13 protein-coding genes are annotated in these 15614 nt (G+C 37.1%); 7 read left to right on the top strand and 6 right to left on the bottom strand.

The window, feature by feature from the left end; translation table 11 throughout:
* Positions 1-15: 15 nt before the first annotated feature.
* Both QMD82_01400 and QMD82_01395 read left to right on the top strand, forming a co-directional pair.
* Positions 16-1650: a hypothetical protein gene (locus QMD82_01400; protein ID MDI6850580.1), complete on the top strand. Its 1635-nt coding sequence runs from the start codon at positions 16-18 to the stop codon at positions 1648-1650.
* Positions 1651-1654: 4 nt separating this feature from the next.
* Positions 1655-3022 (top strand): HD domain-containing protein, encoded by a 1368-nt coding sequence (locus QMD82_01395; GenBank protein MDI6850579.1) that lies wholly within the window; start codon positions 1655-1657, stop codon positions 3020-3022.
* On the opposite strand, the gene polX is transcribed toward QMD82_01395, so the two are convergent.
* Entirely contained in the window at positions 3015-4739 is a 1725-nt protein-coding gene (gene polX, locus QMD82_01390; protein MDI6850578.1) for a DNA polymerase/3'-5' exonuclease PolX, read from the bottom strand. The two genes, QMD82_01395 and polX, sit on opposite strands and share 8 nt — an antisense overlap.
* A gap of 107 nt (positions 4740-4846) precedes the next feature.
* Between polX and QMD82_01385 the strand changes: the two genes are divergently transcribed.
* The 3 genes from QMD82_01385 to QMD82_01375 are packed head-to-tail and all read left to right on the top strand — an operon-like array spanning position 4847 to position 9135.
* Positions 4847-7240, top strand: coding sequence for a polysaccharide biosynthesis tyrosine autokinase (locus QMD82_01385; protein ID MDI6850577.1), 2394 nt, complete (start codon positions 4847-4849; stop codon positions 7238-7240).
* Complete coding sequence (locus QMD82_01380; protein MDI6850576.1) at positions 7240-7809, top strand: SLBB domain-containing protein; 570 nt, start codon at positions 7240-7242, stop codon at positions 7807-7809. The genes QMD82_01385 and QMD82_01380 overlap by 1 nt, the downstream gene beginning before the upstream one ends.
* A gap of 9 nt (positions 7810-7818) precedes the next feature.
* The gene (locus tag QMD82_01375; GenBank protein ID MDI6850575.1) at positions 7819-9135 is read left to right on the top strand and encodes a nucleotide sugar dehydrogenase; all 1317 of its coding nucleotides are present in this window, start codon (positions 7819-7821) and stop codon (positions 9133-9135) included.
* Here QMD82_01375 and QMD82_01370 read toward each other — a convergent pair.
* The 5 genes from QMD82_01370 to QMD82_01350 are packed head-to-tail and all read right to left on the bottom strand — an operon-like array spanning position 9125 to position 13073.
* The gene (locus QMD82_01370; GenBank protein ID MDI6850574.1) at positions 9125-9628 is read right to left on the bottom strand and encodes a hypothetical protein; all 504 of its coding nucleotides are present in this window, start codon (positions 9626-9628) and stop codon (positions 9125-9127) included. The genes QMD82_01375 and QMD82_01370 overlap by 11 nt on opposite strands.
* The gene (lexA, locus tag QMD82_01365; protein ID MDI6850573.1) at positions 9628-10254 is read right to left on the bottom strand and encodes a transcriptional repressor LexA; all 627 of its coding nucleotides are present in this window, start codon (positions 10252-10254) and stop codon (positions 9628-9630) included. Before lexA ends, QMD82_01370 begins: the two co-directional genes overlap by 1 nt.
* Entirely contained in the window at positions 10251-11531 is a 1281-nt protein-coding gene (locus QMD82_01360; protein ID MDI6850572.1) for an ArsB/NhaD family transporter, read from the bottom strand. The genes lexA and QMD82_01360 overlap by 4 nt, the downstream gene beginning before the upstream one ends.
* Positions 11521-11985 (bottom strand): CBS domain-containing protein, encoded by a 465-nt coding sequence (locus tag QMD82_01355; GenBank protein MDI6850571.1) that lies wholly within the window; start codon positions 11983-11985, stop codon positions 11521-11523. Before QMD82_01355 ends, QMD82_01360 begins: the two co-directional genes overlap by 11 nt.
* 29 nt (positions 11986-12014) lie before the next feature.
* The gene (locus QMD82_01350; protein MDI6850570.1) at positions 12015-13073 is read right to left on the bottom strand and encodes a DUF1028 domain-containing protein; all 1059 of its coding nucleotides are present in this window, start codon (positions 13071-13073) and stop codon (positions 12015-12017) included.
* 123 nt (positions 13074-13196) lie between these two features.
* On the opposite strand from QMD82_01350, the gene QMD82_01345 reads away from it, so the two are divergent.
* Positions 13197-14150 carry a bifunctional oligoribonuclease/PAP phosphatase NrnA gene (locus tag QMD82_01345; protein ID MDI6850569.1) on the top strand — a complete coding sequence of 318 codons (954 nt, stop codon included), beginning with the start codon at positions 13197-13199 and terminating at the stop codon, positions 14148-14150.
* Positions 14151-14164: 14 nt separating this feature from the next.
* On the top strand, positions 14165-15598 hold the full coding sequence (gene gcvPB, locus QMD82_01340; GenBank protein MDI6850568.1) for an aminomethyl-transferring glycine dehydrogenase subunit GcvPB: 1434 nt from the start codon (positions 14165-14167) through the stop codon (positions 15596-15598).
* The last annotated feature ends 16 nt before the right edge of the window (positions 15599-15614 follow it).

Here is a 15614-nt window from a genome sequence, read left to right as displayed (position 1 = left end):
ATTTTAGCATTCAATATGATGGCTGATTTATTTAACTTATTTAATAAAACCTTTCGGGCTTATAAAATTTATCCAAAAGGGCACGAAATTCCCAAATATTTTCTAAGGCAATTATGGGACAACCTAAAAATAAACATTTCCAGAACAACAAAAATAGAATTCATATTTGATAAAGGAGAAGTTCTTGATTTAGAAGGGAAAACTATCTGGAAAGAAAGTGAAGACGATGATAATCTGGCATGGGTAATGTATAAACATGGAATCAGGGGGATTTCCATTACTCAAGATATCACTGCAACTGACCTTCAGAATTTATTCGAAGCAATACAAAATGCATATGCATCAAATGACAAATTTGCTTTAATCTATGAGATAAATCTAAGAGAATATAGTGGTATTTCCTTCGAATTCATACCAGAGTTTTTACAAGACCAGAATGTGGTAGTCCCAGAAACATATCAGGATTTGCTGAAACTCAAAGAAAAAGAACCATCATCAGAACCTGTAGAATATGAGGGACCTATTTCTGCTACTATAGAGATACCGATCATAATTGAATCAAGAGAGGTTTTCACGATATCCTTTGAAGAAGAGCAAAAGCTAAACGAAGAGATTGCTAAAGAAAGGGAAACCAACCATTTAGAAAAAGTGTTATACTATCTTTATACTATCATCGAGCTGGAATCAGTGGAAGAAATTGAATCACTACTAAAAGCACTTGAAGAGTTTATTTTACTCGAAATAAACGACTCCGGGATTAGCAAGGTTTCAAGAGTAATTCACGATCTCAAGACCCTGAAGATAAAATTACAAAGCACTGAAAAAGCACGGGCCATTGATCTTTTGCTCAAGAGAATTTCTGAACCATCTTTGATTGAAAATATGATAAGGAACCACATTGATAACAGGCCGAAAGAACTTGAACTACTCTTATCCGGACTCGATTCAAATGCAGCACTCGCGCTTTTCAAAATCGCGGCAGAACTGCCTCAGAAGAGTCAAAGACAATTAATCTTCAGAGCTATGATTAACATGCAAAATTTTGAACCAAATCGGATCTTGAAATACATCGTGACTAACAAGAAAAACGAAAAGATCCTTTCGGCCGGTCTTGAATTTATATCTGTAGGAAAATACAGTCAAGCCAAGGAATTCCTGACAGAACTTCAAATGAATATAGACAAAAATCTTAAAAAGAACCTCTTGGAGGCGCTTTCGGCCATTGAAGGTGACTTAACACCATTTTTTTACGATGATGATATATCGGTAAGAATGACCACTTATCTGGAAATGAAGAGAAATCCAAGAAAATCTTTTGTAAACCTGATCGTTGAAAGGCTTAAAAGTGATGAACTATTTTTCAAATTTGATGTTCTGGAAAAGAAACAGTTTTTGAGTCTTATACCCGAATATATCGACTATCCTGCAGTCGAAGAAGCTCTGAGAAATATTCTCACACAGAATTTGTCTTTGCTAAACAAAATAACAAAGTCAAAAAAATATTACGAGACACTCCAGTTTCTAATCAACTCCTTGGTAGAATCAAATAAACGAAAAGTTTATTTACTTCTAATAGAAGCGGTTAAAAAAACGAAAGATTCAAAAATTAGAGAAATGTGTTCAGAAGCCTTGAAACAGTTTAAGGAGTGACAGGATGACGACTTTTGACGAAAATTACATGAATAGAATTCTGGTTAAATTTCTCTCTGCGTATAATAACGTGAAACTCTATGATATCAAACACAACGTAAGCGAGAAAAGTCTGGGCGAATTATTTGAAATACTTTCGGAGAGTCTCAAACAAGCCGATGAATTTAATTTCGTTCTTCGAGGATTACACATTTATATAATGGGTGAAAGACTAAAAATTTCCTCTGTCAATTTTCCTTTTATCAAACAAGTTGTAGATCTATTCCAAGAAAAGGGAATCGGAGGAATAAAGATAAGTCAAAACTGTACTGTTCAGGAATTGGGGATATTCCTTGAGCAATTATCAAAAGAAGTCACAAACTCCGAGAACTTGAGAGAAAATCTCGCAAGTTTAGGCGTGGCTTCCATAAAAATTCTACCCATGTTAGTTCAACCAACTGAAATAGTTGATCCTAAAAAGAGAGTGAAACAAGTTTACTTCGAAACAATAAACCTGGTCAAAAATATTTCCATCCCTGGGGGCGTGTCAAAACCAAGTCACACCAAATTTACCGTTGGCGTCCTCTATCTCATTGACACCTTAAAAACCTCTGAAAGCCTGCTTCTTGGATTAACAGTCGTTAAAAACTATGATGACTTTCTTTACAACCATTCTGTTAATACCGCGATCCTATCCCTTTCCCTTGGCGTTCGAATAGGTTTAAAAAGCAAAGAACTGTTGAAATTAGGTCAGGCAGCATTACTCCATGATATAGGCATGATAAACATACCAAGAAACATCCTTAAAAAGGAATCACTCCTCACAGAGGAGGAATGGAAAATTGTGAAGACTCATCCCATCAATGGATTTAGAATAACTCTTGATTTAATGGGTCTTTCTGAAGAAACGGCACCAATTCTACTATCTATCTTAGAGCATCAAAAAGGATACGATGGTTCTGGATATCCAGAATTCGTGAAAAACAGTATATCACTTTATTCAAGAATTATTCAAATCGCGGACTTCTACGATGCTGTAACGACCCCAAGGTTCTATAATCCTATTCCAATGTCGCCCTCCGAAGCAATCGCCTACTTGGTAAAATATTCGGGAAAACTTTTCGATCCACTTCTTTCTAAGCATTTCATTAATCTACTCGGGATTTATCCACTGGGAAGTCTTGTGTTTCTCTCTACAGGAGAATGGGCACTGGTGGTGGGACAACCTCAAGATCCCGAAAAATTACATAAGCCGGTTGTACTTGTTATAAAAGATGCTGAAGGAAAAGACCAGATTCACAGAACCCTTGACCTAAGTCAATCTGAAATAGAAATCGTCAAAGTAGAATCACCATGGAAATATGGAATTGACCCAGCAGAATATCTTATTTGATCTTAATTTTTAAAAGTTCTATAACTTCTTCTAAGTTTCTTGTATTGACCACATCCGAAGGCCCAAGCCATGCTCTCCTCGCTTGGCCGATCCCTAATTTTATCATTTGAAGTTGACCGACGTGGTGTGCATCTGTATTTATAACTAACAAAACCCCCTTTTCTTTGGCCTTTCTGGCATTAATATCGTTAAAATCAAGTCGTTCATAGTAGGCATTTATCTCCAAGAAAGTTTTTGTTTTCGCTGCTTTTTCAACTACAGCATCAATATCCACATGATAACCCTCTCTTTGCCCAATAAGTCTCCCTGTTGGGTGCCCAATAATTGTGACAAAGGGATTTTCCATAGCCCGCATAATCCTTGAGGTAGCATCCTCATTCTTCTTCCATATGTGAATGGAAGCTACTACAAAATCAAGTTCACGAAGCACTTCATCCGGATAATCCAACTGACCATCGCTTAAAATATCAACTTCAGCACCTTTCAACAGTCTGAAATCCTTGTATAGTTTATTTATCCTATCTATTTCTCTGTTTCTTTCCCTTAGCTCGTCAATATCTAAACCACCAGCATATTTAACAGACCTCGAGTGATCGCATACACCTAAATATTGATAGCCAAGTCTTCTTGCATACTCTACCAGTTCCTCAAGAGTTGAAGTACCATCAGAGTAGTCAGAATGTACATGAAGATCTCCTTTTAAATCATTGTATCCCACCAAAAGGGGCAGATTACCGCTTATCGCAGCCTCAATTTCTCCCTGATCTTCTCTCAGCTCAGGAGGTATCCATGGTAAACCGAGGACATTATAAACTTCTTCCTCCTCAGTACCTGCTACGAACTTCTCATCCCTGAAAACACCGTATTCAGAAATCTTTAATCCTTTAGCCTTTGCTATTGTCCTTAACTTGATGTTGTGATTCTTTGAGCCAGTAAAATATTGTAAGGCCGCTCCCCAGGACTCTCTTCCAACCACCCTCATATCAACCTGATACTTTCCATCAATTATCACAGACCCTTTGGTCTCTCCAGAGGCCAGAACGTCAGTCACTGAAGGGAACTTCGTGAAATGATCAATAATTTCTGCGCCATTTTCTCCAACCACCAATATATCAATATCACCGACAGTCTCTTTCATTCTCCTATAAGAACCACACCCAGAAATCAGCTCAACTTTCCCCAATTCACGCATATGTTCTATAATTTCCTCTACAATACTTACAGCGATACCAAGAGGAATTCTCTCTTGCATACTGAAATAGAGTTCGAGTCCCCGCTTGATATTTTCGATTTTTTTCTCCCCCATGCCAGGTAAAGAAAGAATGCGAGGGTCGTCAAGAATTTTGATAAATTCTTCCACGGTTGTAACTTTGAATTTGTCGTGAACCAATTTCAATGTTCGAGGACCAATACCGGGTACATCCATCAATTTAAGAAGATCCGTCGGAACTTTTGACATCACCTCTTCATACTTTTCAAATGTACCCTTTTCTATAAACTCTACTATCTTTTTGGCTATCCCTTCCCCTATACCAGGAATTTTTTCAAGCCCCTCAAACCCCTGATTTCTATATATTTCCGTAACATCCTCAGGAAGTTCTTCCAGTACCCTTGCAACTTTTACATAGGCACGAATCTTAAAAGGATTCTCGCCCAAGAAATCGAGGGCATTTGCAAGTTCTTCGAATTTTTTAGCAAGGACCTTATTTACTTTCATCACAGTTAATAATTTAAAACTTTTTCGACAACTTTTCAAACCACACCTTAAACATATCTGACCTTGGTATTTTGGTTTTTCTTCCCTGAGAATATATAATAAAAGATATGAACAACGAAGAGTTTAGTTTTGAGGATTTAAAGGAAGCTTTAATAAGGAAAGGTAAATATGGCATTTTAGCCTTTGCCGCTACCGTTTTTCTCGCTATCCTCTACATTCTACTTAAACAGCCCGTTTACGAATCCGAAACAAAGATAAGACTTCCAGGGGCGTCTTCTGTTTCTGAAATGGTGCTCGCAGGTGTAACGCAACCCTGGAACGACATTCCTACCCAACTTGAGTTAATAAAATCTAAAACAATTTTAAAAAAGGTAATTGACCAATTAAACCTAAGATTTGAACCATTAGATAAAAAGCTTTACAACTACATAAGAATAGATTCTCTGACAATAAGCGACTCAGCACCAGCAGGAAATTATGCACTTAATTTATTTTTGGATAAGTTTTCAATAACTGACCAAAAGGGTGTAAAACTTATCGAAGGACCTTATGGGAGACTCATCTCCACTGATTATATTGCCTTGAAAGTCGTCCCAATTAACGAGAAGGCATATGGTAAAACCTTAAAATTCGTTATAAAACCTTTGAATTCAGCAATAAAGAGCCTTTCCAGAAATATCAAGGTTTCTCAGGAAGGTAAGTCCTTTATTGCAGTAATTAAAGCACGTGCAAAAGATCCAATCTTAGCGAAAAACATAGCCGAATACGTTGCTAAGGGCTATTATGAATTCACCCTGGAAGATGCAAAACTACAAGCAAGCTCCTTGAGACTGTTCCTGGAAGAGCAAATAACAAAGATTGAACAGGAATTGACTGATTACGAAAAAGACTTAGCTGCAATAAAAAATAAACTAGGAACATACAATTTTATAGCGCTCGAAAATATATCAGAAAGCTTGAAAGACATCTTCTCAAAATTAAACGATTTAGAATTTGAAAAGACAAGAAACATAATTGAAAAAGCACAGGTCGAAAGAGAACTATCAATTATAAAGGAACAGATTCAAGGTAAGGGGTATTTTAAGGAATACGCAAAAATTGCTACCAGCCTGGAAACCGGCGGAGACCCACGAATCCTTGCCTTAACAAGTAAACTTTACGAGCTCGAGCTTAAAAAGGCCTCACTTTTGGAAAAATATAACCCAGAAAACCCTGAAATCAAAGCAATTGAGAATCAAATAAGTGAAATAAAAGGTTCGCTGAGCAAAGCACAGCAGGAATCCATTGAACAATCTATACCATCTACCTCCGATCCTGTTTTTCAACAACTAATACAGCAACTAATTAAAAATCAGGTCGAATTACTAACTTTATCGGCTAAAAATGCCGCAATTGATTCTGCTTTAAGAGTATTTGAAAGCAAAATATCAACACTCCCTGAGAATGCCTTAATGTACAGTAAAATAAAGAGAAAAATCCAAGCCCTCTCTGGAATATATAACCTCCTTTTAGAAAAACTCGAACAAACCAAAATAGAAGAGGCCTCAAAAATTTCCGATGTCAGAATTGTCGACTTTGCAATAGTTCCCTCTTCCCCTGTTTTACCAAGGAAGGTTCAGACAATATTCATCAGTATAATTTTAGGTGGCCTACTTGGCCTATTCCTGACACTCGCCCTTTATTATATTGATGATTCTGTAAAGTTCTCTAGCGAAGTGGAAATGATATTAGGGAAACCTTGTTTAGGAAAAATTCCACCATTTGCAAACAATGATGGAGAAAAATATAATAATCTAATTCTTCACAAAAATTCGTTAAGTCCCGAAGCTGAAGCCTTCAAAAAACTCAGATTCAATATAGACATTTTGACGAAAGAATTTCCAAAGATAATCGCCGTTACAAGCATTATAGAGAATGAAGGCAAATCAACGATCGTTGCAAATCTCGCTATCGCTTACAGCCTTGCTGGGCACAAAACCCTCATAATTGACGGAGATCTTAGAAAGCCTTCTCTACATAAAATCTTCAAGACGCCCAATGAACACGGATTTACAGAGCTTGTAACAAAAAACATCTTAAAACCTTATCCTTCTTTCCACCAAAACCTGTTCATTCTCCCAGCCGGGGAAAATTCCTTGAATGTTTTAAAAATTCTGGAGGTTTTCGATCTCAGGAAAATTAGGGAATTGCTAACAGAAAATTTTGACGTCGTAATCCTTGATACTCCACCAGCTCTTCCAGTTGCTGAGGTAAATACACTTGCAGATTTCGCAGGGCAATTGTTACTTGTTGTCAGAGCGGATTACACACCTAAAAAATTACTCATTGAATTTGCAACTTCTATTCCGGAGAACATCCGACTTTTGGGCTTCGTTTTAAACTTTTACAAGAGAGCAGAAAGCCATTACAGGTACTACAAGTATTATCACCATGAAACTGGGAAAAATGTTAACTCACTAAGCAATCTTATAAAAAAGCTTAAAATTGTGAAGGAGGATTAATGTTTAGTTCATTGCTTCTTTCTTTGATAGCATTAGTCCCCGGAGATGCCATAGCAATAAAATCAACGAATTACAAAGAGCTTAATGACACGATCTTTGTGCTCGGGGATACTACAGCAGAATTGCCATATATTGGCCGGGTAAATGTCGCATTCATTGACGAAAGCAATATAAGGGAGTACTTCATTGAGACTTACTCAAAATACTTAAAAGAACCCGACATAGCAGTTTTTGTTTTATATCGTATCTCTATAATAGGAAGAGTAAATAAGCCTGGCATCTACTACCTCCCATCCTTTGCTAGCTTTGGTGACCTAATAGCAATAAGCGGTGGTCCTCTTCCCGACGCAAATCTAAGCAGAATAAAGGTTTACTCTGGCTCTAAAAAGACTCACCTGAATTTTAGAAAAACGATAATTAAAAATCTAAAACTCAATGATTTAGGAATAGTTTCCGGAACAGTCGTTGAAGTTCCCAAAAAGTTTACTATCGGCCTTGAAGATATTTATAAATTTGCAGCGACAACGGGAATATTGTGGTCTGTTTACAAAGAAGTGATTGCTAAATAAAGGAGGCATATGATAAACGAACTTAAGAACAAAATTCTAAAAAGAGAAGCAAGAATTGGTGTAATAGGACTTGGCTATGTAGGACTTCCACTGGTTCGCGAATTTCTAAAAAATGGTTTTAAAGTAATAGGTTTCGATGTTGACCCCCAAAAAGTTCAAATGTTAAATGAAGGGAAAAGTTACATAAAGCATATTCAGAGTGAATTCATTTATAGTGCTGTTAAAGAAAAAACTTTTGAAGCGACCACTGACTTTACTCGACTAAAAGAAGTTGATGCAGTAATTATATGTGTTCCAACTCCCCTCGGGGAGCATATGGAACCAGATTTGTCCTATGTTTTAAACACTGCAAAAACTATTTCGGAAAACTTAAGGAAGGGCCATATAATAGTGCTTGAAAGCACCACTTATCCAGGCACAACGGATGAGGAAGTTCTTCCAATACTTGAAAAATCAGGACTTAAAGTGGGAGAAGATTTTTTCCTTGGATTCTCTCCCGAACGGGAGGACCCCGGCAACAAGCAATATACCACAGCTACAATTCCTAAGGTAGTCAGTGGAATTACCCCCCAATGTCTTGAAATGATAAAAACACTTTACGATCAAATCGTTGTAACTACTGTACCTGTTTCTTCTACAAGAGTTGCTGAGGCAGTGAAACTTCTGGAAAATATATATAGGGGGGTTAATATAGCTTTGGTTAACGAACTAAAAATGATCTTTGAACGGATGAATATTGACATCTGGGAGGTAATAGAAGCTGCAAAAACAAAACCCTTTGGATTCCATCCTTTTTATCCCGGCCCGGGTCTTGGAGGTCACTGCATTCCCATCGACCCCTTCTACCTTTCTTGGAAAGCAAAAGAATACGATATGACAACAAGATTCATTGAACTTGCGGGTGAAATAAACACCCTTATGCCCTACTACGTAGTTGACAAAGCTATTAGAGCATTAAATTCTCAAGGTAAAAGTATAAAAGGGGCGAAAATACTTATTCTTGGTGTTTCTTATAAACCTGACATTGACGATATGAGAGAAAGTCCCGCACTGAAAATTATAAAGATCCTTTTAGATGAAGGAGCCCATATAGAGTACAACGACCCCTTCTTTCCCGAACTCGTCCCTGTTAGGAAATATAATATCCCTCTGAAATCCGTAGAATTAACAGAGGAAAATATCAAAAAATTCGACCTTGTAATTGTGGTAACTAACCATTCCAGTTACGATTATGAATTTATAAGAAAACATGCTAATTTGATACTTGACACGAGAAACGCTTTTAAAATTAAAGGGTTAAAAGAAGGAAACGTTATTAAGGCTTAACTCTCTCAAAAACTAATTCAAGGTAGCCATTTATAAACCTGATATTGATTAACCTTACTTTATTTCGCAGAGCAAAAGTAATGCTGTTCCACTGGGGCTTCAGGCTAAATAGTCTTTCGAAATTAATAAAGATCTCCTTATTATTTACAGTTATTATCTCTTTTGTTCTTTCTTTCAACAGTTGCAAAGGGGACCGTATGAAGTTGTAAACAAGATCAGAAACATTAAGTTGAAATTCCACCACTTTTTGCTCTTTGTCCCATCGTACCTCACCTATTTGTAGTTTTAAACAAACGGGAAAGATATTGGTCCCCTCTATTTCCAAACCCTTCTCAGAAAAACTGACTTTCATTTCTGCAAGGTAAGGTTGAAGGTAAAACTTTAAAACGTATTCAATTAAATCCTGAGGTATTTTAATTTTGAATTCGCCCACTTCCGATTCGTCAATTTTTCTCAAAAAATAGTCCGAAAAAATCTGTAAAATGTCAGGCATTATTCTAACCTCCTAAAAAGCGCAATCACTTTCCCAAGAATATAAAGCCTGGCTTCCTCTTTTCTTAACTTTATTTCTCTATACGCCGGATTTTCGGGTATAAGGTATACAAACTCGTTAACTTCCTTAAAACGTTTACACGTAACTTCATTATCCACAAAAGCAATCACAATATCACCATTTTTTATAACTGCTCCAAGTCTTACCACAACAATATCTCGGTCGTAAATCCCTGCGCCTATCATGCTATCACCCTTTACTCTCAAAGCTATCGTATTGTTAGCGTCCCTTATAAAAAGTGTATCAAACACCACATTACCCTCAACCTCTTCTATAGCAGGAATTGGAAATCCTGCTGATACCTTTCCCACGAGGGGTATCATAGCTGCATTTGAAAGCTTAAAATGTAAAAGTTCAATTCCTCTTGGTTTTCTGGGATTTCTTTTTATGAAGCCTTTATCTTCCAGAGCTTTTAAATGCCTCTGAATGCTGTATATACTGTTCAATCCAAGATTTAATCCCTCAGCAATCTCTCTAATTGTGGGTGGATACCCATGAGTAAGTATAAACTGCTGTATAAAATCAAGAACGGCTTTCTGTTTTATAGTTAAAATCAACTTCCTCACCCTAACAAGTAGTACCTTATAATCACATAAAACATTGAAATAATAAAAGTAAAAACCGACACGGGAAACCCATACTTTAAATAGTTTTTAAAGGTTATTCTTTTCTCCGTCTTTCCAGAGATATCGGCAACCACAAGGTTCGCCGCTGCCGAAATTAAAGTAGCATTTCCCATAAAACAAGAAGTAAGAGACAAAGTCCACCAGAGGGCTTCTCCGTGAATATTAGGCATTTTACCTATGATCGTGTTAATAATTGGAGCCATGGTTACAACGAAGGGGATTGAACCCATTACTGTAGTAAAAAAGAAGGATAAAAAGCCAATTATCAGAATGAGTGTTAGTTCGCCTTTAGAAAATTTTAGAAGAAAATTTGCAATACTTTCAATTATATGGAACTTCTCCAAAGCACCTACAAGTATAAAAAGACCGCCAAAAAAGAACAGGGTAGTCCATTCAACTTCATGAAAAAAAGACTCAGGATTCTCGTTATTTAAAAAGAGTAGGACGATAGCCCCCGTCAAAGCTACGATTGAAGGCAAAATTTCCAGTTTATCGTGAAGAACAAAACCCATTATAACAAAACCAAAAACAATAAGAGTCTTTACAAGTAGCCCCTTATTTTTGATGGCACTTCTTTCATCAATTTTAACACGAGAAAGGTCAAATTTTCCTGAGATTTTATAGTCCTTACTAAACATCCATTTAAGGAGGAAAACTGTTAACACCATAGTGACTATAACTGGAAGTGTCAAGTTTGTTATAAAATCATTAAATGACAACCCTGAAGCACTACCAATTATAATATTCGGGGGGTCGCCAATTAATGTTGCAGTGCCACCTAAATTTGAAGCTATAATCTCTCCAATTAGGTATGGAAATGGAGAAACCCCTGTCATTTTGGTAACGAGAATGATTATCGGCGAAAAAACCAGAACGGTTGTAACATTATCAAGAAAAGCTGAAACGACACCTGTAAGAATGAAAAAAAAGGCGAACAAAATGAAATAATCACCTTTAGATACTTTAATTGCCTTTATAGCAATGTACTCGAAAAATCCGGTACGCCTGAAAAAGGAAACGATGATCATCATCCCAAGCAAAAGTCCCAGCGTATTGAAGTCGATGAAATTCCAGGCTTCATGAGGCGTAAGATATCCCAAAATGATCACTGCAACTGCTGATAACATAGAAACAACGGTTCTATGCCACCTTTCCCACACAATAAGCAAAAAACTAACGACAAAAATAACAATGAGCAAATATTTACTACTTACCATTTCCATATAGCCTTTCCAAAATAGAAAGTCTTGAAATAACACCTTTATAATACCCTTCACGATCTGTAACTGCGAGGCAGGTCCTTCTTTCCTTAGTAAAATAAAATATTGCCTTTAAAATAGAATCCTCAGGTTTGAGTGCTACAAAGTTTGTTTGCATAACATCTGCAGCAAGAAACAACTTATAAGTAAAATCTGAAAAAACCTCATAGTCCAACACACCAAAGGTCGTTACATAATCAAAGTCCTTCATAAGATCAAAAAATTCTGGAATAAAAGGTGCAAGTAAATCTTCGGCATATATTACACCTAACAATTTACCCTGATCATCAACTACTGGCACCAAAGAAGTAAATTCTTCTCTCATTATTCGGGCTACTTCGCAAATTGGAGTATCAAGTTTGACTGGTCTTACAAAAGACAAAACATCTAAAACTTTCAGCGGTTCAGCCATATGGATATTATAAACGCCCTAATTCAAACTCACAAACTACCCTTTTTGAATTTTTCCAGCATTTCTCTAAAGTAGCTATTTTCAGGGTCAAGCTTAACTGCCTTCTCTTCAAATTCAATAGCCTTTTTCCGGTATCCAAGTTTAAAATAGATAAGGGCGGCAGTGTCAAGTATATTTGCATCTTCCGGTTTGATTTGAAGTGCTTTATCAATTAGCTCTTTAGCCCTGGAGAGTTCAATATCTCTAAGTACCATAAACCATGCAACTTCATTAAGCAAATCAGGATCGCTGGGATTTTCAGCAATAACTTCTTTAAGGATCTTCATGGCACGTCCATACTCCATCTGGGCTAATTCCTTCTTTCCTCCTTTGAGGTATTCATCCCCTAATCTTCCATGGGCGTCGATCAGGAAGAATCTTTCCCATATTTTATAAATTCTCTTTAGCTCTGATACAGGATCAGGATGATCGTCAACCCTGATATCCACATACTTATCAGAATATCCACCGTAGCCACCATTTTTTCTCATTACAAGAAGGGCTGCTGACTGCCTACCCCTGGCGTCGCCACCAGCTTTATCTCCTGCTTCAAGTGCTGCAATAAGTCTTTCGGGAAGATCTCCTTCGGTGTTCAAAAAAGCTGCTTCCATAGCTTTAAGAACTGTGTCGCCAACAAGAATATTTCCCTGTATTGCATAACAAAATCCATTCAAATGCCCTGCATATGCTATACATCCTTTTCCAGTCCAAGATGTGGATGTGCCGTTAGCCGAAACAATTCCGACCTGTCTTCTGTCAAAAAGAGAATCGATACTTTGTAGATACTTCAAAATACTATCCACTGAATACCCCTTTTTTAAAAGGTCAAGAGCAATTGGCCCAAAGGTCGGATTACCAAAGGCCTGAGATGCTATCGCACCAACCTCAGCCTCAGCAAAAGGAACAACAGCTCCCACTGCAAGGAATTTGGATGCAACTGCTACTCCAACTTCACCGGTAAGGGTGTCACAGGCTACAATGGAAAAAGTCCCGAAAGCTTTAACCGGTAAAGAATTCAAAATAATAGTAAGGAAAAATATCGTAAACATATCAACCTCCTTCGTAGAACAATAATATACCCCTAAATAAAGAGATTCAACAAACTTTTTTAATAGCCTCGAGATATTTTTAAAAACTGGAATACACTTATAGTCTGCCATAAAATTTTAAAAATGACTAAAAAAGTTATAAATTTAGTGGAACTTCTAAAAGCTACAAATGGTAAAATTGGAATAGTATCCCATTTAAACCCCGATGGTGATGCGGTAGGAAGTCTATTGGCTTTTTATCTTTTTCTTAGAAAGGTAGGGAAAGAGGCGATTCCTTTTCTTAAAGACAATGTTCCTTATTTTCTTGATTTTTTGCCAGGGGTAAATGAAATTAGAAAAGAAATGACTCACGATCTGGACTTGATCTTTCTTATTGATGCCAGTGAATTTTCAAGAACCGGATTCCCGGAGCCACTTGACAAAAAGATAATAAGGATTGACCACCATATTTCGGGTAAAATCTATTCAAATTACGACCTAATCATACCCCAAGCCCCAAGTACAACGAGTCTAATTATGAAGATTATGAAAAAATATGATTCATCAAAGATTGACAAAGATATTAAAACTTGCCTTTATACTGGACTGCTAACAGACACATCTTCTTTCAGACACTCAAACAGCTTCAAGTGGGCCTTCAAGGATGCATATTATTTGGTTAACAATGGCTTAGATGTAACCGATATTGCCTCTCTTGTTTATGAACGGAAAAAGTTAAAAACCCTCCAACTTCTTGCTAAAGCCCTATCAACGATTACAGTGAAAGAACAAGTAGGTATAATTTCGGTAAGAAGGGAATTCCTTGAGGAATTTGGACTCGACAGATCGGAGACAGAGGGATTTGTAAACTATCCTCTGTCCATTGATGAAGCCATCGTTGGAATTAGTATGGTAGAGGTAGATAACCAAGTTTGGAGAATCAGTTTAAGAGGGAAAAATAAAGTTAATCTTGCAAAAGTGGCAGAAACCTTTGGAGGTGGCGGTCACTTTAATGCTGCAGGGTGTACCTTAAAAGGTTCGGAAAAAGATGTTATTGATTCTTTAATTAGCACCATTAAAAAGTACAAAATTGGGTAAAAAGGAGTATATCTATGGAACTAATTTTTGAAATTTCAAAGCCCGGAAAAACCGGTTTCACAATTAAAAAGTTTGAAAAAACCGCAAATATCTCTATCCCTGAAAAATATATGAGAAAAGAGGAACCAAAACTTCCCGAGCTGGCAGAGAATGAGGTTGTAAGGCATTTTATTGCATTATCTACACTAAATCATCATGTTGATAAAGGATTTTACCCACTTGGCTCCTGCACAATGAAATACAATCCCAAAGTTAACGAACATACTGCAAACCTTCCAGGTTTTACCCATCTTCATCCATTGCAACCACCCCAAACCGTTCAAGGTGCATTGAAACTAATGAAAGAACTGGAATATTTATTAGCCGAAATTAGTGGTATGGATGCTATTTCCCTTCAGCCAGCAGCAGGGGCTCATGGTGAATATTCTGGTATAAAAATAATTAGAAAGTACCACGAGAAGAAAGGAAATCCGAGAAAATATATTTTGATACCAGACTCGGCTCATGGAACCAATCCTGCGTCCACTACTCTATCTGGTTATCAAGCTATCACAATAAAATCCGATGAGACCGGGAGAATTGACGTTGAGGACCTGAAAAAACACCTGAATGAAGAAGTAGCAGGCTTTATGGTAACAAATCCAAATACCCTTGGAATTTTTGAAAATAGAATCCACGAAATTTCTGACCTGGTTCACTCAGTGGGTGGTCTAATGTACATGGATGGTGCCAATTTAAATGCTTTCATAGGGCACATAAGACCGGGAGACCTCGGATTTGACGTAATGCATTTTAACTTACACAAGACCTTTTCTACTCCTCACGGTGGAGGAGGTCCAGGGAGTGGTCCTATAGGTGTGAAAAAATTCTTAGAGCCTTATCTTCCCGTGCCAAGAATAGTAGAAATAAATGGTGGGTATGAATTAGATTATAACTACCCAGATTCCATAGGGAAAATTCACTCATTTTATGGAAACTTCCTTGTTTTAATAAGGGCTTACACCTACATCAGAATGCTTGGTCGGGAATATATAAAGAAAGTTAGCGAAGACGCCGTTTTGAATGCCAACTATCTAAGAAAGAAACTAATGGACCATTACGAACTACCTTACAAGAGCACCTGCATGCACGAATTTGTATTGTCTGGTAAGGAATTCAAAAAATATGGGGTAAGGACACTGGATATTGCAAAAAGAATTCTGGATTTTGGCATGCATGCACCGACAATTTATTTCCCTCTAATTGTGCCTGAAGCGATAATGATTGAGCCAACAGAGACTGAAAACAAGGAAACACTTGATAAATTTGTAGAAGTCTTGCTTCAAATAAAAGAAGAAGCAGAGAAAAACCCTGAAATCCTGAAAACCGCTCCTCATACCACACCGGTAAAGAGACTGGACGACGCACTGGCGGTTAAACTATCCAAAGTAAGATATACGAAAGAATGAGCCGACGCTAAATAAA

It is taken from the genome of bacterium (assembly GCA_030019025.1).
Lineage (GTDB): Bacteria > Hydrothermota > Hydrothermia > UBA1063 > UBA1063 > UBA1063.
This window is presented reverse-complemented; position numbering and strand designations above follow the sequence as displayed.

What these genes read in the sequence shown, in the direction of transcription:
- QMD82_01395 (MDI6850579.1), top strand. Translation starts at nt 1,655, where the DNA reads ATGACGACTTTTGACGAAAATTACATGAATAGAATTCTGGTTAAATTT.
- polX (MDI6850578.1), bottom strand. Translation starts at nt 4,739, where the DNA reads ATGAAAGTAAATAAGGTCCTTGCTAAAAAATTCGAAGAACTTGCAAAT.
- QMD82_01375 (MDI6850575.1), top strand. Translation starts at nt 7,819, where the DNA reads ATGATAAACGAACTTAAGAACAAAATTCTAAAAAGAGAAGCAAGAATT.
- QMD82_01400 (MDI6850580.1), top strand. Translation starts at nt 16, where the DNA reads ATGATGGCTGATTTATTTAACTTATTTAATAAAACCTTTCGGGCTTAT.
- QMD82_01350 (MDI6850570.1), bottom strand. Translation starts at nt 13,073, where the DNA reads ATGTTTACGATATTTTTCCTTACTATTATTTTGAATTCTTTACCGGTT.
- QMD82_01360 (MDI6850572.1), bottom strand. Translation starts at nt 11,531, where the DNA reads ATGGTAAGTAGTAAATATTTGCTCATTGTTATTTTTGTCGTTAGTTTT.
- gcvPB (MDI6850568.1), top strand. Translation starts at nt 14,165, where the DNA reads ATGGAACTAATTTTTGAAATTTCAAAGCCCGGAAAAACCGGTTTCACA.
- QMD82_01385 (MDI6850577.1), top strand. Translation starts at nt 4,847, where the DNA reads ATGAACAACGAAGAGTTTAGTTTTGAGGATTTAAAGGAAGCTTTAATA.
- QMD82_01370 (MDI6850574.1), bottom strand. Translation starts at nt 9,628, where the DNA reads ATGCCTGACATTTTACAGATTTTTTCGGACTATTTTTTGAGAAAAATT.
- QMD82_01345 (MDI6850569.1), top strand. Translation starts at nt 13,197, where the DNA reads ATGACTAAAAAAGTTATAAATTTAGTGGAACTTCTAAAAGCTACAAAT.
- QMD82_01380 (MDI6850576.1), top strand. Translation starts at nt 7,240, where the DNA reads ATGTTTAGTTCATTGCTTCTTTCTTTGATAGCATTAGTCCCCGGAGAT.
- QMD82_01355 (MDI6850571.1), bottom strand. Translation starts at nt 11,985, where the DNA reads ATGGCTGAACCGCTGAAAGTTTTAGATGTTTTGTCTTTTGTAAGACCA.